Source organism: Larkinella ripae (assembly GCF_054780775.1).
On the sequence record NZ_BAAGVR010000028.1, the window covers coordinates 861,587 to 886,731 of the forward strand.

22 protein-coding genes and 3 tRNA genes are annotated in these 25,145 nt (G+C 51.4%); 16 read left to right on the plus strand and 9 right to left on the minus strand.

From position 1 onward, the window contains the following. Positions 1-38: 38 nt before the first annotated feature. Positions 39-731 (minus strand): SH3 domain-containing protein, encoded by a 693-nt coding sequence (locus ACYVHX_RS25420; protein WP_460674508.1) that lies wholly within the window; start codon positions 729-731, stop codon positions 39-41. Between the two features lie 157 nt (positions 732-888). Between ACYVHX_RS25420 and ACYVHX_RS25425 the strand changes: the two genes are divergently transcribed. The 3 genes from ACYVHX_RS25425 to ACYVHX_RS25435 all read left to right on the plus strand — a co-directional run bounded on the left by ACYVHX_RS25425 (position 889) and on the right by ACYVHX_RS25435 (position 1,792). Next, positions 889-961 (plus strand) — tRNA-Lys (locus ACYVHX_RS25425). Positions 962-1,032: 71 nt separating this feature from the next. Further along, a tRNA-Lys gene (locus ACYVHX_RS25430) sits at positions 1,033-1,105 on the plus strand. 144 nt (positions 1,106-1,249) lie between these two features. Then, positions 1,250-1,792: a DUF4136 domain-containing protein gene (locus tag ACYVHX_RS25435; RefSeq protein ID WP_460674509.1), complete on the plus strand. Its 543-nt coding sequence runs from the start codon at positions 1,250-1,252 to the stop codon at positions 1,790-1,792. Between the two features lie 50 nt (positions 1,793-1,842). On the opposite strand, the gene ACYVHX_RS25440 is transcribed toward ACYVHX_RS25435, so the two are convergent. Then, a complete protein-coding gene (locus ACYVHX_RS25440; protein WP_460674510.1) occupies positions 1,843-2,235 on the minus strand; it encodes a DUF3127 domain-containing protein in 393 nt (130 codons plus the stop codon). Between the two features lie 137 nt (positions 2,236-2,372). On the opposite strand from ACYVHX_RS25440, the gene elbB reads away from it, so the two are divergent. Together elbB and ACYVHX_RS25450 are read left to right on the plus strand one after the other, a co-directional pair. Beyond that, entirely contained in the window at positions 2,373-3,065 is a 693-nt protein-coding gene (elbB, locus tag ACYVHX_RS25445) for an isoprenoid biosynthesis glyoxalase ElbB (RefSeq protein ID WP_460674511.1), read from the plus strand. Positions 3,066-3,388: 323 nt separating this feature from the next. Continuing rightward, positions 3,389-3,471, plus strand: a tRNA-Leu gene (locus ACYVHX_RS25450). Between the two features lie 80 nt (positions 3,472-3,551). Here the strand turns inward: ACYVHX_RS25450 and ACYVHX_RS25455 are convergent. Together ACYVHX_RS25455 and ACYVHX_RS25460 are read right to left on the minus strand one after the other, a co-directional pair. Continuing rightward, entirely contained in the window at positions 3,552-7,730 is a 4,179-nt protein-coding gene (locus tag ACYVHX_RS25455; protein ID WP_460674512.1) for a hybrid sensor histidine kinase/response regulator, read from the minus strand. Between the two features lie 601 nt (positions 7,731-8,331). Beyond that, positions 8,332-8,943, minus strand: coding sequence for a deoxynucleoside kinase (locus ACYVHX_RS25460; protein ID WP_460674513.1), 612 nt, complete (start codon positions 8,941-8,943; stop codon positions 8,332-8,334). 85 nt (positions 8,944-9,028) lie between these two features. On the opposite strand from ACYVHX_RS25460, the gene trhO reads away from it, so the two are divergent. Next, positions 9,029-9,985, plus strand: a complete 957-nt coding sequence (trhO, locus tag ACYVHX_RS25465; protein ID WP_460674514.1) for an oxygen-dependent tRNA uridine(34) hydroxylase TrhO — start codon at positions 9,029-9,031, stop codon at positions 9,983-9,985. Here the strand turns inward: trhO and ACYVHX_RS25470 are convergent. After that, entirely contained in the window at positions 9,971-10,477 is a 507-nt protein-coding gene (locus ACYVHX_RS25470; protein ID WP_460674515.1) for a GNAT family N-acetyltransferase, read from the minus strand. The two genes, trhO and ACYVHX_RS25470, sit on opposite strands and share 15 nt — an antisense overlap. A gap of 136 nt (positions 10,478-10,613) precedes the next feature. Between ACYVHX_RS25470 and surE the strand changes: the two genes are divergently transcribed. After that, positions 10,614-11,465 (plus strand): 5'/3'-nucleotidase SurE, encoded by an 852-nt coding sequence (surE, locus tag ACYVHX_RS25475; protein ID WP_460674516.1) that lies wholly within the window; start codon positions 10,614-10,616, stop codon positions 11,463-11,465. Between the two features lie 13 nt (positions 11,466-11,478). Then, complete coding sequence (locus ACYVHX_RS25480; protein WP_460674517.1) at positions 11,479-13,062, plus strand: GH3 family acyl-acid amido synthetase; 1,584 nt, start codon at positions 11,479-11,481, stop codon at positions 13,060-13,062. A 119-nt stretch (positions 13,063-13,181) separates the two neighbouring features. On the opposite strand, the gene ACYVHX_RS25485 is transcribed toward ACYVHX_RS25480, so the two are convergent. Both ACYVHX_RS25485 and ACYVHX_RS25490 read right to left on the minus strand, forming a co-directional pair. Continuing rightward, on the minus strand, positions 13,182-13,817 hold the full coding sequence (locus ACYVHX_RS25485) for a LysE family translocator (protein WP_460674518.1): 636 nt from the start codon (positions 13,815-13,817) through the stop codon (positions 13,182-13,184). Between the two features lie 5 nt (positions 13,818-13,822). Further along, on the minus strand, positions 13,823-14,371 hold the full coding sequence (locus ACYVHX_RS25490) for an NUDIX domain-containing protein (RefSeq protein WP_460674519.1): 549 nt from the start codon (positions 14,369-14,371) through the stop codon (positions 13,823-13,825). A gap of 69 nt (positions 14,372-14,440) precedes the next feature. Here ACYVHX_RS25490 and ACYVHX_RS25495 point away from each other — a divergent pair, with 69 nt between their 5' ends. After that, positions 14,441-15,439 carry a cation diffusion facilitator family transporter gene (locus ACYVHX_RS25495; protein WP_460674520.1) on the plus strand — a complete coding sequence of 333 codons (999 nt, stop codon included), beginning with the start codon at positions 14,441-14,443 and terminating at the stop codon, positions 15,437-15,439. A 569-nt stretch (positions 15,440-16,008) separates the two neighbouring features. Continuing rightward, positions 16,009-16,944 (plus strand): sugar phosphate isomerase/epimerase family protein, encoded by a 936-nt coding sequence (locus tag ACYVHX_RS25500; RefSeq protein ID WP_460674521.1) that lies wholly within the window; start codon positions 16,009-16,011, stop codon positions 16,942-16,944. 82 nt (positions 16,945-17,026) lie between these two features. On the opposite strand, the gene folE is transcribed toward ACYVHX_RS25500, so the two are convergent. Beyond that, positions 17,027-17,761, minus strand: coding sequence for a GTP cyclohydrolase I FolE (gene folE, locus ACYVHX_RS25505; protein ID WP_460674522.1), 735 nt, complete (start codon positions 17,759-17,761; stop codon positions 17,027-17,029). After that, entirely contained in the window at positions 17,724-18,140 is a 417-nt protein-coding gene (locus ACYVHX_RS25510) for a 6-pyruvoyl trahydropterin synthase family protein (RefSeq protein ID WP_460674523.1), read from the minus strand. The genes folE and ACYVHX_RS25510 overlap by 38 nt, the downstream gene beginning before the upstream one ends. A gap of 398 nt (positions 18,141-18,538) precedes the next feature. Here ACYVHX_RS25510 and ACYVHX_RS25515 point away from each other — a divergent pair, with 398 nt between their 5' ends. The 6 genes from ACYVHX_RS25515 to ACYVHX_RS25540 all read left to right on the plus strand — a co-directional run bounded on the left by ACYVHX_RS25515 (position 18,539) and on the right by ACYVHX_RS25540 (position 25,088). Further along, on the plus strand, positions 18,539-19,837 hold the full coding sequence (locus ACYVHX_RS25515) for a Gfo/Idh/MocA family protein (protein WP_460674706.1): 1,299 nt from the start codon (positions 18,539-18,541) through the stop codon (positions 19,835-19,837). Positions 19,838-19,955: 118 nt separating this feature from the next. Continuing rightward, a complete protein-coding gene (locus ACYVHX_RS25520) occupies positions 19,956-21,194 on the plus strand; it encodes a sugar MFS transporter (protein ID WP_460674524.1) in 1,239 nt (412 codons plus the stop codon). Continuing rightward, positions 21,194-22,270, plus strand: a complete 1,077-nt coding sequence (locus ACYVHX_RS25525; RefSeq protein ID WP_460674525.1) for a mevalonate kinase family protein — start codon at positions 21,194-21,196, stop codon at positions 22,268-22,270. The genes ACYVHX_RS25520 and ACYVHX_RS25525 overlap by 1 nt, the downstream gene beginning before the upstream one ends. Before the next feature lie 153 nt (positions 22,271-22,423). Next, positions 22,424-24,445 carry a (E)-4-hydroxy-3-methylbut-2-enyl-diphosphate synthase gene (gene ispG, locus ACYVHX_RS25530; protein ID WP_460674526.1) on the plus strand — a complete coding sequence of 674 codons (2,022 nt, stop codon included), beginning with the start codon at positions 22,424-22,426 and terminating at the stop codon, positions 24,443-24,445. A gap of 104 nt (positions 24,446-24,549) precedes the next feature. Next, positions 24,550-24,738, plus strand: coding sequence for a DUF6728 family protein (locus ACYVHX_RS25535; protein WP_460674527.1), 189 nt, complete (start codon positions 24,550-24,552; stop codon positions 24,736-24,738). Continuing rightward, complete coding sequence (locus ACYVHX_RS25540; protein WP_460674528.1) at positions 24,735-25,088, plus strand: MmcQ/YjbR family DNA-binding protein; 354 nt, start codon at positions 24,735-24,737, stop codon at positions 25,086-25,088. Before ACYVHX_RS25535 ends, ACYVHX_RS25540 begins: the two co-directional genes overlap by 4 nt. Positions 25,089-25,145 lie beyond the last annotated feature (57 nt).

Genomic DNA, 25,145 nt, shown 5'->3' on the forward strand with positions numbered 1-25,145 from the left:
AACCGTAAACAGAAAACCGTAAACAGAAAACCGAAAACTCAAATCTGCCAGACGTTATCCTTTCGAACGTAGTACAGCCCGTCGTTCCAGAACACGTACAACCAGACGTCTTCGCTGCCCAGAATGTTGACCTTGTGGCCGCGATTGATGACATCGGCGACCGGAGCAGCCGCCGATGGATCGCGCCGGAGCAGCACCCGGTCGCGGTTGATGATGCCGGATTGGTAGCGTTCGGGCAGATTGACCAGCAACAGCAGGCCCGTCAGGTAGGCCAGCACAATGAGTTTGTGCGTCCGCCGGGTGGGCTCCTGGTTCCGGAATTTGATCCAGAAAATGCCGAACGCATACGTGCCGAGCAGCACCAGCGCCAGCGTTATGTACAAACCGTATTGTTTGTAGAAAAGGTAAAAGTAGTTCAGGTCGTCGGTTTCGTAGCCCCTCAGGTTGTATTGGGTGGCAATGTCGTGCATCTTTTTCAGCACGGCTTCATCGGGCCGGCGGTCGAAATACACCTGGAGGTAATACAGCATTTTTGCCACATCGCCCTGCTTTTCCCACACAAACGCCAACTTTAGCAGCATCGGATCAGTCGGTTTTTGACCTGAATTCAGGTAATTTTCGTAGGCTTCAACGGCGGCCGGATACAGCCCGGCAGCAAACAGAGAATCAGCCTGATAGAGTGGTGTTCCGGCCGTTTCTGCCCCTGCTTTTCCGCCCAGAAGCAGAAACATCAGAGAAAAAAAATAGACCAATTTCAAAGGGGAGCCTTGCATTTCCGTCTCAAAAAAGATACTTTTGCATCGCAATTTTGGGAAGCAACTCAAAATTACAAAAGGTAAAAGTAGGAAGGTTACGATACGCATCATTTCTTTTCGTCTGCTCCTTTTCGATCTGGTAGCTCAGCTGGTAGAGCAATACACTTTTAATGTATGGGTCCTGGGTTCGAATCCCAGCCGGATCACCTAGAAAAATGAATAATTACCAGACAATTTTTAATTGGGTTGTTCATTTTTAATTGTTAAATCTTCTTCCGATCTGGTAGCTCAGCTGGTAGAGCAATACACTTTTAATGTATGGGTCCTGGGTTCGAATCCCAGCCGGATCACTTGATTTTTTTCTCCGCCCGCTTTCGGCCCCGAAGCGGGATTTTTATTGCATTCCATTCAATTTACCAACATTCATCCGCCTTTCCGGTTAGAACAAAACCGCCTTACCAAACCGGCGGTTTTTAGCACTATTCCGTATCGGCATGAAAACAAGCCTGACGTATAGCTTCCTGCTTTTAATAACCCTCCTTGCGGCCTGCAGCACGGTCCGGGTAGTCAAAACCGAGCCCGCAGCCAATTTTTCGCTTGCGAAATATAAAACCTACGCGTTTGCCGACATTGAATCGACGGGCGATATTCCCCAAAGCGGCTTTTACCGCTCACAGGTCGATGCCCTGAAGAAATCCATCGAAAATCAGCTGACCCGAAAAGGCCTGCGCCGGGTCGAATCGCAGCCCGATCTGATGATGAATATCGGCATCGCCGTCGATGAAAAGACGCAAACCCGGCAAACGGATATCCGGACCGATCCGCCCTACTACATCGGGCAACGGCGCTACAGCTGGCGGAGTCGGGAAGTGGAAGTGGGAAAATACCGGCAGGGAACCATTGATGTTCACCTGATTGATCCCAGACAGAATGAAATGGTCTGGCGGGGCATCGTCGAAGGGATTGTTCCGAAAAAACCGGAGAAGCTGCAGCAACAGATCGACGAAAGCATGGAGAAGTTGTTTGCCAACCTATGATCCGGGCGGTTTTCGGTCACCTGAAAACCGCCCGAAAGCAGGTTCACAAATCAAAAAGGTAGGCCGTTGTCGTCTTCTTCAAATGAGGTCAGCGGACGGTCGTTAGCGGGCCGCGATTCCGACCGGCGGGGAGCGGCTGCCGGGGCCGATGCCGGTTGCTGTTCGGCGCCTTCGGCCGATTCGATCCGCCAGGCGCGCACATCGGTGTACCAGCGATCGTTGTACTCCCGCGATTCGATGCTGATGGCAAGCCGCATGGTATCGCCGGGTGCAAATTGGGCCAGTTCGCCGGTTTTATCGCCCCAGGCCATCAGGCAGACTTGTTTGGGAAACTGGTCGATCGTTTCGATCACAAATTGTTGTTTCGTCCAGGTTCCATTCTTTCCCTGCCCGCTTTGTTCGGGTAACACTTTGACCAGTTTACCGGTTAATTCCATTGCCATATTGAATGTCGTATTTACTGTTGGTTCGCTGACAGAACGGTTTCTTTTCTGCCAAACGAAGGTGAAAACGAAACCTTGAAGTTACAACTTTTTGGCTTAATTTTCCCGAATAAATCACCTCAATCACCCCCCGGTTTATGAAAATTGGCGTCTTGTTACACGGAAACGGTGTTTACGACGGAACGGAAATTCACGAAGCGGTTTTGACCCTGCTGGCCCTGGCCGAAGTGGGGGCCGAAGCCGTTTGTTTTGCACCGGACCTGGATCAATACCACGTTGTCAACCACCTGACGGGCGAAGAAATGCCGGAATCGCGGAATGTGCTGGTGGAGTCGGCCCGGATTGCGCGCGGCAACATCCGGAGCCTAGCTTCGCTGGCGGTCGATGAACTGGACGCGCTGGTGATACCCGGCGGTTTTGGAACGGCCAAGAACCTCACGAAATGGGCCTTTGAAGGTCCGGAAGGTCCCATTCTGGAGCCGGTCCGGCAGTTGATTCTGGATTTGATTTCGTTGAAAAAACCGATTGTCGGCTTGTGCATGAGTCCGACCACCATTGCCAAGGCACTGGAAGGCAGCGGCATTTCAGCTGAGCTGACGGTGGGTACCGACCAGGAAGACAGCCCTTACGAAATTAAGGGCATTGCCGACGGGCTAACTTCCCTGGGTCAGCAGGCCGTTTTGAAAACCGTGCGGGAAATTTCGGTCGATCAGACGTATAAAATCATTACGGCCCCCTGTTACATGATGGAAGCATCCATTCTGGACGTTCGGAACAACATCCGCGCAGCCATTGACGAATTAATGATTTTATTGGAGGAAAGGGAATAAAGAAGCAGAATAAAAGGAGTTGACCGTATTTCCCACCGAATGACGTTCTCCAAGGCGGAAAAAACACTGGCTCCTCTGTCGGGAGAAGAGCCAGGTTCGGTGCTAACCTATGATAAACGAATCAGACAGAAGCCATGCGTCCGCTGATAACGGGAATTTGCCGCTGAAAATCAGGCAACAAAATCCCTAAGACGTTTTGCATTAAAAAGAGATTAAACCATCATGTATACTCACCGGCTACCGAATTTTCGGGAATATAAATCGTAGCTTGGTTTTTTGAGGCCCAACTCCTACATTTGCATCCACAAAAATAAGGTTTTCCGGTCCATGTGGTGGAATTGGTAGACACGCCATCTTGAGGGGGTGGTGCCGTACTGGTGTGAGGGTTCGAATCCCTCCGTGGACACGTTTAGCGATTATTACCTCCGTTTTGACAACAGCAACCGCCCCACAAAGGCGGTTTTTGTGCTTATAGACAGCCTGCGATCACGGAACCTGTTCCTGCCGCCGGATCGAAGCCCGCTCCAGGGCGGTTTTCAACACATTGAGCAAAATGGGTTTGGAAATGTAATCATCCATACCGGCTTCGAGGCACTCCTGCTGATCTTCCTTCATGGCGTTGGCCGTCATCGCAATGATGATCGGCTGGTATCCCGTCTGCCGCCGAATCTGGCGGGTTGCGTCCAGTCCGTTCATTTCGGGCATCTGCACGTCCATCAGAACGGTGTCGTAGGGTTGTTTCTGCAGCATGGTCAATACCTCCAGGCCGTTCTGGGCGAGGTGGGGTTCATAACCCAGTTTATGCAGGATGTTCAGGATCAGCTTCTGATTGGCCAGATAATCCTCAGCGACCAGAATCGTCAGCGGATGCTCTTTGGCAAAACCGGCTGATAATAGTTGTTGTGAGGGTCGGGCGACCGGTACCGAAATCTCATCGGCCTGTTTGAGTTGCCGCTGCACGAGGTCGAAAAGCTGCTGCTGGTGAATGGGCTTGGTTAAAACCGCCGAGAACAGGTCCGAATAGGCTTTCCGCGTTTCTTCCCCCACGGAACTCAGGAGGATAATCGGCAGGCGGGGGTAATCGGCCCGGATGTTTTGGGCCAGCTGGACACCGTTCATGCCCGGCATCTGCATATCGGTAATGATCAGGTGAAAAGGCGTCTTATCGGCCAGTAATTCCAGCGCCTGAGCGCCCGAAGATGACACCACCGGCGTCAGTTTCCACTGCTCCAGTTTGGTTTTCAGAATGGTTAGATTCGTCTGGTTGTCATCGACGATCAGCACCCGCTTCCCGTTGTTTTCAATGGTATTGAACAAAATGTAATGCCGTTGCGCCTGCTGGCTGATCCGGCATTGAATGGTGAACGTAAAGGTGGTGCCCAGACCCTCCTGGCTATCCACGGAAATGGAACCGCCCATCAGTTTAACCAGGCGCTCGCTGATGGCCAGTCCCAGTCCGGTTCCGCCGTATTTCCGGGTCATGGACGAGTCAACCTGGGAAAACGCCTTGAAAAGCCGCTGCCGCTTGTCCTCCGGTATTCCGATGCCCGTATCCCGCACCTGAAACACCAGTTCCAACTCCTGATCGCTGATGCGCTGCCTCACATCAGCCCGGACGAATACTTCGCCTTTGTGGGTAAACTTAACGGCATTCCCGACGAGATTGATCAGAATCTGCCGCAGTCGCAAAGCATCGCCAATGATGTGCAGGGGCACATTATGCTCAAACTGATAAACCAGATCGAGCCCGGTTTCGGCGGCTTTTCCGGCAAACAGATCAAGCACTTCTTCCACGCAGTGCAGCAGGTCAATGTCGCCTTCCTCCAGATCCATACTGCCGGATTCGATTTTGGAAAAATCCAGAATGTCGTTGATGACGCCCAGCAGATTGGTGCCGCACTGGTAAATGGTATCGACGTACTCGTTTTGCTCCTCCGACAGCTCGGTTTCCTGCAACAGATAGGTCATGCCCAACACCCCGTTCATGGGCGTGCGGATTTCGTGGCTCATGGTTGCCAGGAAAACGCTTTTGGCCTGATTGGCTTTTTCGGCTTCTTCCCGCGCTTTCTGCTCCTGCAACCGCTGTTCGTGGATTTCCTCCACCAGCGTTTGCAGGTGTTCCGACTGCGTCTGGAGTTCTTCTTTCTGATACAGCACCTCCGCCGTCCGCTCGCTCACAATTTCTTCCAGTTTTTCTTTCTGGGCTTTCAGAGCGCGGGTTCGCCAGCGGTAGATAAAATTGGGACTAGCCAGAAAGGCAATGGCAATCAGGGCGCCAAACCACCACGTTTGCCAGAACGGATGTTTGATGACGACCCGAAAGCTGGCCGGATTTTCGTTCCAGACCCCGTCATTGTTCGACGCCTTCACCAGAAACGTGTACAAGCCGGGGTCCAGGTTGGTGTAGGTAACGACCCGTTTGTTTTTGTAATTCCAGTCCTTGTCAAAACCGTCCAGTTTGTACGCATACTGGTTTTTTTCGGGCAGCGAGTAATTCAGGGCAGCAAATTCAAAGGTCACCGTGTTGTCCTCAGGCGACAATGACAGGCGGTTGGCCTGGTTTGAAACCGGCTCGTCGAATACCTGCACGTTGGTAATGTATACCGGGGGCACAAACGGATTGTCGCGCAGACTGTCCGGATTGAACTCGTTCAGCCCCTGAACACCCCCAAAATACATTTCGCCCTGGGGAGCTTTGAAAACCGCCATGCGATTAAAAGAGCTTTTCTGCAAACCGTCATTGGCATCAAAGTTCCGGAAGGTTTTGGTTTTCAGATCCAGTTTCGACAGGCCTTTATTTGTACTGACCCAGATGTTACCCTTCCGGTCGCTGGTGATGGCCTGAATAATTTCATTGGCGAGTCCCTGCTTTTTGCGATACGCTACAAAGGTTTTTTTCTGCGGATCAAACTGGTTTAGGCCACCGTTGGTGCCCACCCACAATTGTCCCCGTACATCTTCGTAGAGGCTATTGATCAGGTTGTGACTCAGACTCCCGGGCGCATCGCGCTGGTGCCGGTAGGCCGTAAAGGTACCGGTGGCGGGGTGAAACAGGTTTAGCCCCCCGCCCTCAGTGCCAACCCATAAATTACCCTTGCGGTCGTAGCAAAGGGAACTGATGTAACCCTGGCTGATGCTTCCGGGTCGGGATGGGTCAGGGCGAAAATGGGTAAACGTTCCGCTCGTTTTATCATACCGGCTGATTCCGGCGCCAATGGTGCCCAACCAGATCTCTCCTTTTTTTCCTTCGATGATGGTGCTGACGGTTTCGTGGCTGAGTCCTTTCGCGTCGGCCCGCGGCCCGATCGTTACGAATGTGCCCGTCGATTTCTGCCACCGGCTTAATCCGCCTTTGTAACTTCCCACCCAGATATCCCGGTCGCTGTCCTGAAACACACTCATGATGAAATTACTGCCCACACTGCCCGCGTCGGCGCGGTCGTAGCGGTACCGGACAATCCGGTTTCCGGCACTCATCCGGACATTCAGTCCTCCGCCGTCCGTGCCCATCCACAAATTGCCTTCATGGTCCTTCAAAACCGCCATAACGTTGTTGTTATTCAGGCTATTGGGATTGTTCTTATTTTTCTGGTAGAGAATAAATTTGACCGGTTCGTGATCGAAAAAGTTGATACCCCCGCTGTACGTTCCAATCCACATGTTGTTACTCCGATCGCGGCAAATGGCATACACCGACCCATTGTTGAGTCCGCCCTCGTCGTTTTCGTCATAGGGATAGTGAATAAAGTCGGTGCGGTTTTTAGGCAGTACGCTGATGCCCCCGTTTTCGGTACCGACCCAAAGATTACCCCGGTTGTCCTCACCCAGCGAATTCAGGTCATTGTGGCTGATTGAAGTCGGAACCGCCGGATAGTGCAAAAACCGGGTAAATGATTGTTGATCAGGATTGAGCCGGTTCAGCCCCCCGCCTTCCGTGGCGATCCAAAGCCGCCCCTGAGAGTCCTGAAACAATTTTTTAAGGTTATCGTGACTCAGGGACTGCTGATTTGCCGGCCGGTGCCGATAGTGATGAAAAGTGCCGGTGTCTTTCTCCAGCCGGTCTAAACCGCCCCCAAACGTCGCAATCCAGACCTGGTCGTTTCGGTCGACCAACACATCCCGAATAAAGTCACTGCTCAGGCTACCGGCGACAGCCGGTTGGTGGGTATACCGGGTGAACGTGCGGTTTTCGGGGTTAAACCGGTTTAATCCCCCGTCCGTACCCAACCAGAGATTGCCCTGCCGATCTTCCGAAATAGCCGTCACCCGGTTATGACTCAAACTGTTCGAATTGTTTTTTTGATGGCGATAGAGGGTAAAATTGTCCGTTTCTGTATCGAACATGGACAGGCCACCATCGTCGGTGCCAATCCAGAGTCGCCCTTTCCGGTCAACATACAGCGCCCGGACATAATTATCACTCAGGCTGGTGGGCTGATTGGGGTCGTTCCGGTAGACGGTAAAGGAATACCCATCGTAGCGATTGAGTCCATCCTGCGTGCCAAACCACATAAACCCTCTTTTATCCTGCACAATGGCAGTAACATTGCTTTGCGAAAGTCCTTCGTTGGTCGTGATATGCTTAAACCGCACGGTTTCCGTCTGGGCCTCACCCCACTGTAAAAACACCAGCAAGGCCAGCAGCGTGCAAAGAAATCGTTTCATGAAAGGTGCAGAACTTCTAAATGGTTAAATTTAGATTATTTCGTGTGAATATATACCAATGTCTGATAATTAAGTATACCTAACAAAAATTGATCCTAAAATTTTAGTTGGTTCAACGTAATTTTCCTCACCAGAAATTCAGGTTAATTTCAATCAGATTTAAATGTGAGGCAGGAAATTAGGCGAAGTCCTGGGCAAATTTTCGCAAACTAAAACCCCAGAACATTCTGATTTCCAAATAATTTTTCAGAAAAAACTTTGCCAGACTGAAAAACTCGCCAAAGCGTTCTAAGGCATTGCGGTAAAAAGCGAATACAGCCTTCAGGAAAAAAGTTACGGTTTTTTCCATCCGGAACTGCCGGTTATTACTCAGGATAATTCCGTTTTTAACGTTGGCTGATTTTGAGGTGAGCGAAAGAAGGCATCGTGGAATAACCCTTATTAATGCCCTATCATGCCCGTGTCGATACGCTTTTTGAAAACCGCCTTTATGAAAGCGAAAGAAAATGATAGTCTGGACACCTGACCAGCAGGCATCGGTTTTGTAAGCATTGGGATACAGCGGTGCGGTTTTTACCCCCCAGCGAACCGGATCTGGCTGCTATAGGCTGTTCAAGACGCGGTCCACCTTCCCGATTACGAAGGCCAAGTCCGCCTGATTTTTTACATAATCTAAATCATCGACGTCGATCACCAGCAACTGACCAGCTGAATACTCCGCCACGAACGATTCATACAACCGGTTGAGGCTGGCCAGGTAGTCGGGACTGATGGATTTTTCATACGCCCGGCCCCGCATCCGGATGCGTTCCTGAAGTTTTGGGAGGCCCGCGCGCAGGTAGATCATCAGGTCCGGCGGGTGCACCAGCGCCAGCATGTTTTCAAAAACCCGGCGATACGTCTGGTAATCGCGCGGACTCATGAAACCGCTTTCGTGCAGGTTTCGGGCAAAAATGTGGGCATCTTCATAAATGGTCCGGTCCTGCACGACCGACTGCCCACCGGCATTGATGGTGAGCATCTGTTCAAACCGGCTATTCAGAAAATAGATTTGTAGATTGAACGACCAGCGCTTCATATCATCGTAGAAATCAACCAGATACGGATTCCCTTCCACCGCTTCGTTCAGAATGTTCCAGCCGTAATGATCCGCCAGCAACGTAGCTAAAGTTGTTTTTCCGGCTCCAATGTTTCCGGTAATGGCAATGTGCATGATCGATCGCTTTTATGCCCAACGTAATCGTCAGGGATACTTTTTGTATCTTTGTGTGTTAACCGATTACAGGTCCTGTTGTGTTATGAAGCCCTATCGCGTTTTATTATATTACTGTTATACAACCTTAGAAGACCCCGCGCAGTTTCGCGACGAACATCATCAGTTGTGCATTCGGCTGAATTTGCTGGGTCGAATTATCGTAGCGGCCGAAGGGTTGAACGGGACAGTTTCGGGTTCACCAGCCGACTGTGACGAATACATGCGGACGGTGAGAGCCGATTCTCGCTTCGCCAGCCTGGAGTTCAAGGTGGACGAATCCGACGAACACGCCTTTCAGAAACTGAACGTCCGGCTGAAAAACGAGATCGTGAATTCGGACCTGCCCGTTGATCCGCTGGTGAAAACCGGCATTCACCTGGAACCGGATGCGTTCAAAAAAATGAAGGACGAGGACGACGTGGTGCTGATCGATATGCGGTCGAACTACGAACATTCGGTTGGCAAGTTCAAGGGCGCCATTACCTTCGACATGGAGAATCTGCGGGAATTGCCGCAGCACATGGCCGAAATTGACCACCTGAAAAAGAAAAAGGTCATTACCTACTGCACGGGCGGCATCAAGTGCGAGAAGGCCAGTGCTTATCTGCTCGATCAGGGTTTTGAAAACGTCTACCAGCTCCACGGTGGCATCATCAAGTACGGTCTTGAAGCCGGCGGGGAAGATTTCGACGGGAAGTGTTACGTTTTCGACAACCGGGTGGCGGTGGACGTTAACCAGGTGAATCCGGCGGTTATTTCCAGCTGCTACCGCTGCGGATCACCCTCCGACCGGATGATTAACTGCGCGAGCCCGGCCTGCAACAACCACGTAACCCTCTGCGAAGCCTGTGGTGCCGAACACCAGGGAACCTGCCGCGACGAATGCAAAACGGATCCGGAGTTGCGAGCCTACGACGGAAGTGGGTATTACGCCAAAGAAACCCGGGGCTATTCGCCCCTGCAGGGGTACCGGAGTCAGGCATCGTCAATAAGTCACTAATTCTTTTTCGAGCACAAAATCATTCATCCAGTACGGTCCAATCGGAATGTCTTCTTCCCGGACCACCCGAAAGCCCAGCCGTTCGTAGAACTGCCGGGCTTTATTGTAGCGGTTTACATTGAGGTACAGGCGGTTTCCCCCCAACGCCAGGCACCGCCGGACAACTTCCTGCAACAATAGCCTACCGGTTCCCCGGCCCTGTTCGGTTGGCAACACGTAGATTTTGTGCAATTTAAACCGTTCCCCATCGGCCGCATTCCGGGAATACGACGCAAAACCGACCAGTTGCCGATCCGAATAGGCCAGAATAAAAATCTGATTTTCGGCGGTCATTTGCTCCTCCAGCGCTTCCTGCGAGTAAATGGCCTGAAACATATACGTGATCTGTTCCTGATCGAGAATGGCGCGGTACGTCGGTTCCCAAATCTGCTCCTGGAGCGCTATTATAGAGGCTATATCGGCAATGGTGGCGGTTTTAAATTCGAGTGACATGCGGCTGAATGGGTTTGAACGTCAAAAATAGGCGAAAAGAGGATGGATGAAAAACTACCGGTGTCCGACTTAAATCGGTTTTCTCATTTCATTATTCCGTACCTTTGGCCACCAGTAAACAAGAAAACGAAGAAGTATGTCGGATCAAAAACCGTTAATTTTAGTCACGAATGACGATGGCATTACCGCCCAAGGCATTCGAACGCTCGTTTCTTTAATGAACCAACTGGGTGAGGTCGTGGTGGTTGCGCCCAACAGCCCGCAGTCCGGAATGGGCCACGCCATTACGATTGCCTCGCCCCTCCGCTTATTCGAAAGCGATCTGTTTCCGGGCATTCCCGCTTACGAATGTTCCGGCACACCCGCCGATTGCGTCAAACTCGCCAAACATTTTGTGCTGAAAGACCGGAATCCGGATCTGGTGGTGAGCGGAATCAACCACGGCAGCAACACCTCGATCAGCGTATTGTATTCGGGCACGATGTCGGCGGCCATTGAAGCGGCCATAGAAGGAATTCCGGCCATCGGTTTTTCCCTTTGTGATTACAGCCACGACCCGGATTTTACGCACACGCACGATCACATTTTAAAAATTGCCGGACACGCGCTGGAAAACGGCATTCCGAAAGGAGTTGCCCTGAACGTCAACTTCCCGGCTAAATCTGAAAAACCGCTGGGCGAAATCCGGATTTGCCGCCAGGCCGACGCCCGCTGGCAGGAAGAGTTCGACCAGCGCAAAGATCCGTATGGCCGCAGCTATTTCTGGATGTCGGGCAAATTTGTCAACGACGATACCGGCGAGGACACTGACGAATATGCCCTGTCGCAAAACTGTACGGCGGTGGTGCCCTGTCAGCTCGATCTGACCGATTATAAAATTCTGGCCGATATGAAAGCCTGGAACATCAACGAACGCACGGGTTCCATTCCGAAACCGGAGTCCACGGAGATCATCCAAGCCATCGAACCTGTCCGCCAACCCTCATAAACGCTCTGACTGTATGGCCTTATTGGGAAGCTTACTTAAAGGAGGAATTTCGCTGACGAACATTGTCAGACGAAAAAAGCTGAATGCGCTTAAATTACAGAAGAAAACGTTTGTCAAATTGGTCGGCAAAGCCCGCTACACACAATTTGGGCAGGCTTTTCAGTTTGAAGACATCGAAAATTCGGCCTTTTTTGACGACGAAAAAGAGTTCTACACCAAGTTTAAGGAATTTGTTCCGATTTACGATTACAACAAAATTCACAAAGACTGGTGGCAGCGCTCGGTGAACGGGGAAAAAAACGTTTGCTGGCCGGGCCGCGTGAAGTATTTTGCGCTGAGTTCGGGCACCTCGGAAGCCGCGACCAAATACATTCCGGTGACCAAAACCATGTCGAAAGCGATTCAGAAAACCAGCATCCGACAGATTTTGAGTTTGAGTCGCTACCAGCACCTGCCGTCACAACTTTACGAAAAGGGCTTCCTGATGCTGGGCGGCAGCACCACCCTCAATTACCGGGGCAACCATTTCGAAGGCGATTTGAGCGGGATTACGGCCAGCCAAATTCCGTTTTGGTTCCAGCAATTTTATAAACCGGGGAAAGATATTGCGCAGGAACGGGACTGGGCGCTGAAACTGGATGAAATTACCGAACAGGCGTCGCAGTGGGACATCGGTTTTGTGGTGGGCGTTCCGGCCTGGATTCAGCTCCTGATGGAAAAAATCATTGCGCACTACAAGGTCAAAACTATTCACGACATCTGGCCGAATCTGATGGTGTTCTGCCACGGCGGAGTGTCCTTTGAACCGTATAAAAAAGGCTTTGAGCACCTCCTGGGTCGCCCCATCACCTACATTGAAACGTACCTGGCCTCGGAGGGTTTCATTGCCTACCAGACGCATCCGAACGCCGTGGGCATGCAACTGGTGCTCGACAACGGTATTTTCTTTGAGTTTATCCCGTTCAACGATGATAATTTCAATGCCGACGGTGAGGTGGTTGAAAAACCGCAGACGCTGATGATCGACGAGGTGGAAGAAGGTAAGGAATACGCCCTGCTAATTTCAACTTGTTCAGGTGCCTGGCGGTATTTGATTGGTGACACGATCCGGTTTGTCTCCAAAAAACGTTGCGAAATTGTCATCACTGGTCGGACGAAACATTTTCTGAGCCTGTGCGGGGAGCACCTTTCGGTCGATAACATGAACAAAGCCGTTGAACTGGCTTCCCGTGATCTGAAAATTAATGTTCGCGAATTTACGGTGGCCGGGATTTCCCACGAAACTTTGTTTGCCCACCACTGGTACATCGGCACGGACGATCCGGTGGACGAAGCGGTTTTGAAAAATTTGATTGACACCAAATTAAAGGAATTGAATGACGATTACGCCGTTGAACGAAAACACGCCCTCAAGGATGTTTTCGTGACGGCCTTGCCCACGGCTACCTTTTACAAATGGATGGAAACCAAGGGGAAGCTGGGCGGTCAGCACAAATTTCCGCGGGTCTTAAAAAAGAATCTGATTGCGGATTGGGAAGGCTTCCTGAAAACGCAGGGCATCGAAGCGGATTCCATCCGGGAGCCCAGACAAGTCTGACCAAAATCTTTTAGAACGAAATCCAACCCCCCGATGGAGCTTAACAAAGGCAAATCCATCGGGGGTTCTTGTGTCAACGGATGACTTGATACCCGATGTGGGCATTCAGGAAATAATTGCTATTTCAGCATGGCAATCAGCGGATCATACAACCGCGTCCAGGCCAGTTGCAGGGCGATGAAAATGAAAACGATGCCCGTGGTTCGGTTGAAAATCAACACCACTTTGGGGGTAAAAAACCGCTTGAGTTTGTGGGCAAAAACCGCCAGCGCTGATTCGGTCGCAAAAATCCCCACCAAGGAAGACGCCATAAAGACGTACCGCTCGACCGGGCTGTAATGCAGCGAATTGGTGAGATAAGCCGCCAGCGTTACCCAGGTAATAAAATTGATGGGATTAATCGCATTTAAGACAAAACCGGTGGTAAAATAGTATAGAAAGTTACCAAACCGGGTTTTAGGGTAGGCCAGTCGCGGGGTACCTTTAAAAAGATTGGCAACCCCCATCGCCAGCAGCAATAAAACCCCAAACAAGGTCAGGTAGACTTCAAAACCGTCAATTTTAGGCAGGAAAGCCGTACCAAACAGGGCACAAACGACAAATATGGCGTCACAAACCACCACCCCGAACGCAATCTTGATGCCGGACCGATAGCCGTTATCGACGCTATTCTGCATCAAAGAGAAAAATACGGTTCCGAAAGTTAGACAAAGTAAGATTCCCGCTACTAAACCGTATAAAATGGCTACTATCATTGTACTCAAATCTGTTTCAACCGCGCCACTTTCAGCAGGGCGCAGACACTGAGCGCATCGGTGATCTCGCTGTTCATCACCATTTCAACCGCATCACTCAGTAAAACCCGTCGGATTTGTAATTGTTCGGTTTCTTCCGGTTCATGCGCGCCCTGCGACAGGTCTTCGGCGATGTACAGAAAGCCTTCCTCGTCGGTGGCCGAATTTGAGGTGTGAATGCGGCCTATCATGGTCCAGGTGGCGGCTTCGAGGCCAGTTTCTTCCTTCAGTTCACGGCGGGCCGATTCGAGCAGGTCGGTGCCGATGGGCGCACCACCTTCCGGAACTTCCCACGAATACTCATTGAGGGGGTAGCGGTATTGCCCTACCAGGTAGGTGTAGCCTTCCTGGTCAATCGGAACCACCACGACGGCTTTATTCTTGAAACTGACGACGCCGTAAATACCCGGCGTATTTGAGGGCGTTAAAACATCTTCATGCCTGATTCTCAGCCAATTGTTTTCGTAGGCAACCGTTGACGTAAGCGTTTTCCAGGGATTATCGGTGAACTCCATGTTGGCAAAGGTAAAGAGAAATCCTTAACAGTTTGCTACCTTTGCAGGCTATAACCAGCCCCCGGTTTCATGCTGCCCAGTCAACGAATTAAATACAAGTGGATGTCAATCTCACTCGGATTAAGCGTTACGCTGGTGCTGATCAAGTTTGCCGCCTGGTGGCTGACGTCGTCAACGTCCATTTTAACGGACGCGCTGGAATCAATCATTAACGTAATTGCCAGCGGTTTTGCGCTTTACAGCATTTACCTGTCCGGTTTGCCGCGCGACCGGAATCACCCGTACGGCCACGGCAAAATTGAGTTTTTTTCATCGGGGTTTGAGGGCGCCTTAATTTTATCAGCCGGTTTTTTCATCATCGCGCAGGCCATACAGTCTTTTATAGAACCGCAGTCGATTTCGAATCTTGGCTGGGGCGTCGGGCTCATTACGCTTACAACCGTTGCCAACGCCCTGGTCGGCTGGTTGCTGGTGCGCAACGGGCGGGCGACCAATTCCATTACGCTCATTGCCGACGGTCGCCATTTGCTGACCGATAGTTTGAGCAGTCTGATCGTGGTGGCGGGCATCGGGGCCATTCTGCTGACCGGCTTGACCTGGCTCGACGGTGTGATTTCACTGGTGCTGTCGGGGCTGATCATCTGGAACGGTTTTGGGCTTATCCGGCAGTCCGTAGCCGGGTTGATGGACGAAACCGATCTGGCCCTGCTGCAGCGCATCCTCGACATTCTGAACCAGCACAAAAGCAGCAACTGGATTGACATTCACAACCTGCGGGTGCAACGATACGGCGCTGATTTACACATCGATTGCCACCTGACCCTGCCCTATTACTGGAGTCTGGCGCAGGTTCACCAGGAAGTCCACGAATTTGAGGAAATCATCAAGCGGGAAATCAACACCGAAGTCGAAATTTTCATCCATACCGATCCGTGTTTACCCGAATGCTGCCATTATTGCCGGATTGCGGATTGTCCGGTGCGGGCGCAGCCGTTTTCGGGTGATGTAAAGTGGACCATCTCCAATATTTCGACCAATCAAAAGCATTTTATGACGAATGATGACTAGGGTTTATCGCCCATAATTGCAAAACTTTTTCTTAAAAATCCTTGAAAAAAAGTTGACCATTATGAAGTTTTTTGTAATTTTCGGTGAGAATTTAGTGCTCAAATGAGATACTTAATTCAGGTTGTATTCATATCCCGGTTAAAAAGGCCCTCGTACACGCTGCAGAGGGCCTTTTTCCTTCTCAGGGTAAGTCCAGGGTAAGTTGCCCCTAAAAACGGATTGTTATTAAGCGGCCTTTTTGGGGGGATTATCAGACTGTAATTTTCGGATTTTGCCCGTCATCAAGTTATTTTTCACCTCAGTAACCGGTAATTTATGGGTGCAACTAAAGGCGAGAATTATTTCAATGATCCCTATTCCATTCTATTTCAGGCGCTTTCAAATGCTCGTTTGGGAGCAGCTTTTTGACGACGTGGGACAGGATTTACTGCGTAAAACTTATAAAATTTTCATTACCAATCACATACGAATTCGGTACCAAACCGGCAGCCGGCAACCCAAGCTTTTTCGTTATCTTGCCGTAATAGTCCACCCGGTTTTCGGGAATCACTAACCTAACAAGTATTTCTATGTTTTCACGTCGCCACTTTTTAAAGCAAATCGGCGCCCTGTCGGCTGCATCGGCCGCCCTTCCGGCCTGGGCCGAATTTGCAGCGAAAAAACCGTTCTTCGAGATTTCACTGGCCGAATGGTCGCTCCATAAAGCGCTGTTCAACGAGAAAAAAATTACAAACCTCGATTTTCCGGCGCTCGCCAAAAATGAATTCGGGATTGAAATTGTCGAGTACGTCAACCAGTTTTTCAAGGACAAAGCCAAAGATGCAACCTACCTGAAAGAATTGATGATGCGCTGTAAAGACAATGGCGTGCGGAATCACCTGATTATGATCGACGGCGAAGGTTTCCTGGGCGAAACCGACGCGGCCAAACGCAACGACGCCGTTGAAAAACACAAACCGTGGGTCGAATGCGCCAAAACGCTGGGCTGTAAAACCATCCGGGTAAACGCGTTTGGCAAAGGTACGGAGGATGAAGTAGCCAAAGCCGCCGTCGAGGGCCTGGGGAAACTGGGGGAATTTGCCAAAACCATGAACATCAACGTGATCGTGGAAAACCACGGCAGTTATTCGTCCAATGGACAGTGGCTCACGGGGGTGATGAAGCAGGTGAATATGAAAAATGTCGGTATTCTGCCGGATTTTGGCAATTTCTGCATCAAACGCAGTGACGGATCGGAATGGGGCGGCAAGTGTGTTGAAGAATACGACCGCTACAAAGGCGTCTCGGAAATGATGCCATTTGCCAAAGGGGTCAGCGCCAAAGCCCACGATTTCGATGCCAGCGGCAACTGCACCGATACGGACTACATGCGCATGATGAAAATTGTGAAAGACAGCGGCTTCAAAGGCATCGTCGGCATCGAATACGAAGGATCAACATTGAGCGAATACGAAGGCATTAAAAAAACAAAAGCGCTCCTCGACCGCGTAGGAACACTTGTTTAAAAAACGATACTGTATGCATGATGGACGATGAATGGGTTGCTTCGCGCTAGCTCATTCATCGTCCGTCGTTCTTACTACTTCCTTATAAAGCTGCTGTTGGTTCGCTGACGTGCCGGAGAAACTCCTGACGGGTTGCATCGTCGTCCTTGAATTTGCCGCCGTAGTGGGCGGTTACGGTAGAACTGTTGACATCCTGCACCCCGCGCATCGACACGCACAAATGCCGGGCGTCGATCACGACGGCTACATCCTCGGTCTCCAGCACTTTTTTTAATTCGTCCGCAATCTGCACCGTCAGTCGTTCCTGAACCTGTGGCCGTTTGGCGAAATATTGCACAATGCGGTTTAGTTTCGACAAACCGATCACCTTCCCGCTCGATATGTAGGCTACGTGCGCCCGGCCCAGGATCGGCACAAAATGGTGTTCACAGTGCGATTGAACGGTTATGTTCTTTTCGACCAGCATTTCCTTGTACTGGTACTTATTCTCAAACAAAGCTGCCTTCGGTTTTTTGGCCGGATTCAGTCCGCTGAAAATTTCCTTCACGTACATTTTGGCCACGCGCCGGGGCGTTCCTTTCAGGCTGTCGTCATTCAGGTCGAGGCCCAGAATGTTCATGATTTCGCGAAAATGCCCTTGAATTAGCTCCACTTTCGCGTCATCAGTCAGGTCAAAGGCACCCTCCCGCATGGGCGTTTCCAGGGAAGTGGTCATGTGATCATCACCGATTTCATCGACCGACACATCATTCAGCAGGTCATAATTGAGGTGATGGCCGTTAGACCGGGTATTCAACGAAGTTCCGTTCGGTTTCATAGAGTCTAATTTTCAATTCCAGAGATGAGTCAAGCTGGCTGCGCAGCGAATCGTATATAACAATCGCAATGTTTTCGGCGGAGGGGTTCAGGGTCTTGAATTCGTCGGTATCCAGATTCAGGTTTTTGTGATCAAATTTATCCGTAACCCGGTTTTTGATCAAATCCCCGAGGACTTTCATGTCCATCACATAGCCCGAATCCGGATTCACTTCGCCCGTAACCTGAACAATCAGTTCGTAATTATGACCGTGGTAATTCGGATTGTTGCATTTGCCAAAAAACCGCTGATTCTCTTCCTCCGACCACGCCGGATTGTGGAGACGGTGAGCCGCATTGAAATGCTCCTTTCGGAACACCGCTACCCGTTTTTTATCCATTCTGTCAGCGCCGGAAAACCGGCATTACGATTAGCAATTATCTCGACCAAAATGTCGTCAGAAAGGTTGTCTGCAACACATTTAAGCCGTCAAGCGGTGAGACAATCCGCTTTCAGGAGATATTTTAGTGAGTTCTGATGGGTTAACAGCCCGGTACTCGTTTTGGTTCATACGAAACGTGCAGTAGTCCAAATTATCCGAAAACCGTATATTGTACGGATTGTCCAGGGCCCGCGAAGGCCTTCACCCTCAACTATTCGGGTCAATTTTTGGCTCTACCGATATTTTCTTATTTTTTTACGGTGAAGTCACCCGAACTTCCTAAACCACGACACCCTTTGAAAACCAATCGACGTCTATTTCTGCGGTCGGCAGCCGCCACGGTTTCCTCCGCGCACCTGTTTCCGGCCATTTTAACGGGCGCACCCGCCCAGGATGCCAACGTACGGCTGGCGTTTATTGGCGTGGGGGGTCGCGGGCGCAGCCACGTCGAACAGGCGCTCTACCGTAACGATGTAGCGATCACGGCCATTTGCGACATCGACCCCGAAGCCATCCGGCACACCAAGGCCATGATCACCAAAGCGGGCCGGGCCGAACCGGCGGTTTTTGGCAAGAATGACGAAGATTTCCAGAACATGCTCAAACGCGACGACATTGATGGCGTCGTGATTGCCACGCCATGGGAATGGCACGTTCCGATGGCCGTCGCCACCATGAAAGCCGGGAAATACGCGGGCGTGGAAGTGTCGGCCACGGTCACGCTGAAGGAATCCTGGGATCTGATCGACGCGTCGGAAAAAAGTGGAAAACCGTGCATGATTCTGGAAAACGTCTGCTACCGGCGCGACGTCATGGCGGTTCTGAACATGATTCGGCAGGGCATGTTCGGCGAAATGCTATACGCCCATTGCGGCTATCAGCACGATTTGCGCAACATCAAATTCAATGACGGAACGGTTAAACAGGGCATTGGGGCCGAATTTGGTGCCAAAGGATACTCGGAAGCCCGCTGGCGCACCCAGCATTCCGTTGATCGCAACGGCGATTTGTACCCCACGCACGGTTTGGGACCGGTCGCCCACTGGCTCGATATCAACCGGGGAAACCGGTTTTTGCACCTGACCTCCACGGCCACCAAAGCGCGCGGTTTGCACAACTATGTGGTCGATAAGGGCGGCCCGAACCACCCGAATGCGAAAGTCAACTTCAAACTGGGCGATATAGTCACGACCGTAATTCAGTGCGCCAACGGCGAAAACATCGTCATCATGCACGACACCAACTCGCCCCGTCCCTATTCACTGGGCTTCCGGGCGCAGGGCACAAAAGGTGTCTGGATGGACGATGGCAAAACGATTTACCTGGAAGGTACGAGTCAAAAACCGCACCAGTGGGAGCCATTCAAGGAATACCAGGAAAAATACGATCACCCGCTCTGGAAACGCCACGCCCAGACCGCCGAAAATGCCGGCCACGGCGGCATCGATTTTTTCGTGATCCGCGCCTTTATCGAATCGGTCAAACGGAAGGTGCCGCCCCCAATCGATGTTTACGACGCTGCGGTTTGGAGCGCCATCAGCCCGCTCTCCGAAGAATCCATTGCCAAAGGCAGCAAACCCATTGAAATCCCGGATTTTACACGGGGTAAATGGAAAACAAACAAGCCCATTTTTGCCCTCAACGATGCCTATTAATTTGGTTAATTTTCAGCGAATGCGAATAAATCCTTACTTATTAAAATAATTCAAAATATATTGGACGTTCGTTTTCATTCAACGCACAACCGCTCGCGCATTTTTAAACTTCAAAAAAATGATCCCGACTGCAACCCGGAATTCAACGAACAGTAATTTTTTCCCGTTGGTGATTATTGGCGTCTTGTTTTCCATATTCGGATTTACTACCTGGGTAAACGGGGTTCTGATTGCGTTTTTCAAACAGGCTTTTCAACTCAGTACGGTCGGTTCCAATTTAGTAGCCTTTGCCTTTTTCATCTCCTACACGCTCATGGCCATTCCGTCGGCCTGGCTGCTCCGAAAAACCGGGTTTAAAAATGGGATGTCGCTGGGTTTGATCGTCATGGCGATCGGAACGCTTATTTTTATTCCGGCGGCCAAGGCGGTTTCTTACCCCTTATTTCTGACGGGATTATTCCTGATCGGCATTGGCTTAACGGTTCTCCAAACGGCTTCCAACCCGTACGTAACGATTCTGGGACCGCGTAAAAGTGCCGCCCAGCGAATCAGCATCATGGGCGTTGCCAATAAGCTGGCCGGAATTTTCAGCCAGTTTATTTTTGGCAGCATTTTATTTTCCGGGGGTAATGCCCTATCGGCGTCGCAGTCGCTGGAAAAACTGGTGACTCCCTACCTGATCTTGACGGCCGTTCTGATTGTTTTCGCCCTGCTCATCCGGTTTTCTTCCTTACCGGAAGCTTCCGAAGAGCAGGAAGATGACGAAACCGGACCCGTCAAAACGCACTCCGAATCAACGAACAGCATCTGGCAACACGCCAACCTGGTGCTGGGCGTTATCGCCATTTTTTGCTACGTCGGGGTCGAAGTTATTTCGGGTGACACGATCATCAACTACGGAACGTCCATCGGTTTTTCCAACAACGAGGCTAAATACTTTACCGCTTACACCCTCTACGGGATGCTGGGGGGGTACATTCTGGGCATTGTGCTGATTCCGCGCTTTGTTTCCCAGCAAAAATCCCTGCTTTACGGCACGAGCCTGGGCCTGGTTCTGACGGTTGGCGCGCTGTTAACCGACGGTTTCACCTCCGTATTGTGCATTGCACTGCTCGGTTTTGCCATCGCTCCCATCTGGCCGGCGATGTGGCCGCTGGCGCTCAACCGCCTGGGACGGTTTACTAAATTAGGGTCGGCCCTGCTGATTATGGGCATTTCGGGGGGAGCCATCCTGCCGCTGCTACACGGTTACCTCACCGATGCGGTAAGTCCGAAACTGGCCTACGCGCTGATTCTGCCGTTGTTAAGCTATATCTTGTATTACGCCCTCGTTGGTAGCAAAAAAACAAATTGGTGATGAGCGAAATCAGTGTTTCCACACCCGGTCGTATCTGCCTATTCGGCGAACATCTGGATTATCTGGGTCTGCCCGTTATTGCGGCCGCCATTAACCGGCGCATTCGGATCACCGGCCGGCAGCGGAACGACAACAGGATCATCATTAACCTTCCGGACATTAACGCGCGCGAAGAATTCGAATTGTCGGGTTCCAGCCTGGTCTACACCAAACCGCGCGATTACTTTCGGAGCAGTTACAATGTCCTGGTGCGGCACGGATTCCGGTTTTCAAAAGGGGTGGAATGCGAAGTGCGTGGCACCATTCCGATCAATTCGGGCACTTCAAGCTCATCGGCGCTGGTCGCTTCCTGGCTCCATTTTCTAATGCGGTTGAGCAACCGACCGCGGCTGCTGAGCCGCCAGCAGATCGGAAATCTGGCCAACGAAGCCGAAACCCGCGAGTTTGGCGAACCCGGCGGCATGATGGATCATTATTCCACCGCCATCGGGGATGTTATTTACCTGGAGTCGGAACCGGAAATCGAAATTGAAGAATTGCGGCCCAAACTGGGCGCTTTCGTGCTCGGCGATTCGCAGGAGCCTAAAGATACGCTGAACATCCTGGGGCGGTTGCGGAACGGCGTCAACGAAATTGTCGGGAAAATTGAAGCCGTTAACCCGGAATTTTCGCTGCACACGGCAGATATGCTGGAAATCGACGATTACCGGTCTTATTTGTCGGGTGGTGAGAATACCCTGCTGGAAGGCACCCTATCGAATCGCGATCTGCTGCGTGAGGCCCGGCAGGTGCTGGAATCGGCCGATCTGGATCACATTCGGCTGGGCAATTTACTCAACCGGCACCACGCGAACCTGCGCGACGCCCAACGCATCTCGACTCCCAAAATTGACCGCATGCTCGAAGCCGCCCTGAATGCCGGGGCGCTGGGTGGCAAAATCAACGGTTCGGGGGGCGGTGGCTGTATGTTTGCCTACGCACCCGGCCATGCCGGGGCTGTTGCCGAAGCCATCGAACGCCAGGGCGGTTCGGCTTACATCATTCGGGTCGATGAAGGAACAAAAGTTGAAGAATAAGGCAATTCACTGTCTTTCAGTAGTTTGCGACCATATTTTCGTTACCTCTTTGTGAACATATTTGGTCAAAAATCGGTTCTATAATTAGCTTCTGCGCGGAAAACAATTCGGTTTCGTACCTTTGTTTACTCTTCCGTACTCGCTGTTTAGGCTATGCTTGACTTCGCAACACCGTCTTCTGTACAACCAGCCGAAAAACCGGCTCTCTATTGCAACTCGTTAACCGAATACTCGCGCCGAAAAACCATCACTGTTCCCATCGGGGCGGTTCCGCTGGGTTCCGACTTTCCCATTCGGGTGCAATCCATGACCACCATCGACACGATGGATACCCTGGGTTCGGTGGAACAATCGATCAAGATGATTGAAGCGGGTTGTGAATACATCCGGATTACGGCCCCGAGCGTCAAGGAAGCACAAAATCTCGAAAACATTCGCAAGGAATTGCGGGCCCGCGGTTATACCACGCCCCTGGTGGCCGATATTCACTTTACTCCCAATGCCGCCGAACTAGCCGCCCGCATCGTTGAGAAAGTCCGGATCAATCCCGGCAACTACGCCGACCGGAAACGGTTTGAGGTAATTGAGTACACGGATGCCTCCTATGCGGCTGAACTGGACCGCATTCGGGCTAAGTTTTTGCCTCTCGTTTCGATTTGCAAGGAATACGGCACCGCCATGCGCATTGGCACCAACCACGGCTCGCTCTCCGACCGGATTTTGAGTCGGTACGGCGATACCCCGCTCGGCATGGTGGAATCGGCGCTGGAATTTCTCCGAATTTGCGAAGACGAGCACTACTACAGCATTGTGCTTTCGATGAAATCCAGCAACCCGCAGGTGATGGTCGAAGCGTACCGCTTGCTGGTGCAACGCCTTGACGAAGAGGGCTTAAAACCGTATCCGCTGCACCTCGGGGTAACCGAAGCGGGCGAAGCGGAAGACGGGCGGATCAAATCGGCGGTCGGGATTGGCACCTTACTGGAAGATGGGCTGGGTGATACCGTACGCGTTTCGCTGACTGAAGATCCGGAACTGGAAGCTCCCGTGGCACAAGCTCTGATCGACCGGTATACCAACCGTGCCGGACACGCGCCGATTCCTCCCATTAAATCGTACCCCATCGATCCCTTTCAATATACGCGCCGGAAAACGCACGAAGTGGCTAATTTGGGCGGCATCAACGTTCCGCGCGTTATTGCCGATTTTGCCCAAATTCCGGTAACCGAGCACGAGCAATTACGGCCCATCGGTCATTTTTACCTGCCGGTTCCCGATAAATGGCGGATGAACGATCTGGGTGCGGATTACATTTATACCGCTTCCCGGCCCGCTTCGTTTATGTTGCCAAACGGCCTGAAAGAAATCCAGGACTACGCCACCTGGCTTTCCCATTCAGACACGGTTCACAAATTTCCGTTGCTGAACGCGGCTGATTACCTGGAAAACCGGACGCAGCCCCAAAAGCTGCACCCGGTTTTGAACTTTTTGAAAATTCGACTGAACGACTGGTCGGAGTCGCTGGCTGACGCATTGACGGAAGATTCTCGGATGGTATTGGTGATCCGGACCGAAAACGACCACGCGATGGCTGAACTCCGGCGGATTTACGTTGAGCTGATCAATCGTGGCATCACCTGTCCGGTGGTCACGCTCCGCAGTTATCCGGATCGCCAGGGGGACTCCCTGCAGTTGTATGCAGCGACCGATCTGGGTGGTTTACTGGTCGATGGGCTGGGCGACGGGGTCTGGCTGGCGACGGACCGTTTGCCCGAAATGCCGGACAAGGAGCGCGTGCAAACCGCCAGCCGATACAATTCCCTTGCTTTTGGGATTTTGCAGGCGGCCCGCACCCGGATGTCGAAAACCGAGTACATTTCCTGTCCGTCCTGCGGCCGCACGCTGTTCGACTTACAGGAAACGACCGCCATGATTCGGAAGCGCACCGACCACCTGAAAGGCATCAAAATTGGCATTATGGGATGCATCGTCAACGGTCCGGGCGAAATGGCCGACGCCGATTATGGCTACGTTGGAATCGGAAAAGATAAAATTTCGTTGTACCGGGGCCAGCAAGTCATTAAAAAATCCGTTCACTCCGACAACGCCGTGGATGAGCTCATCGAACTCATCAAAGAAGATGGTCGCTGGAACGAACCCGAACTTGAAGTATGAATGATAAAGGATGCTCAATGATTCGGCTTAGTCTGCTTTCTAATCCAAGAGGATCTAATTCATTGTGCATCATTGGTCATCCATCCTTATTAACTACGCATTCTATGTCTCGAATAGGTGACTATTTCAAATTAGGCGATGTGTTCCGGTATTTTTACCGGGTTTTCCAGAAACCGGATCCCAGCCGCCCGACGAACACGAACATCCGTATGATGCACGGTATCAACCGGATTTCCATCATCATGTTTCTGTTTTGTCTTATCGTTATGATCGTTCGCGCCATTCTCCGATGAACATCGAAACCCTGCGTACGTATTGCCTGAGCAAGCCCGGCGCGACCGAGTCCTTACCGTTTGGGGAAGAAACGCTGGTGTTTAAAGTCGGTGGTAAAATATTTGCCCTCACGTCTCTGGATGCCAACCCGTTGTCGGTTAATTTAAAGTGCGATCCGGAACTGGCGGCAGAGCTGCGGGAGCAATACGATGCGGTTCGGCCCGGCTATCACATGAATAAACGGCACTGGAACACGGTCCTCATCAACGGTTCGGTCCGGGAAAATGACCTTCGGTGCTGGATCGATCATTCGTATGAATTGATTGTGAGCAGTTTGCCAAAAACCGTTCGGCAAACGCTCGAAAAATAGGAATATAGTTGCTAAAGCCGGGTTTTTCCGGTATTTTCGATGGTTGCGTGACTATTT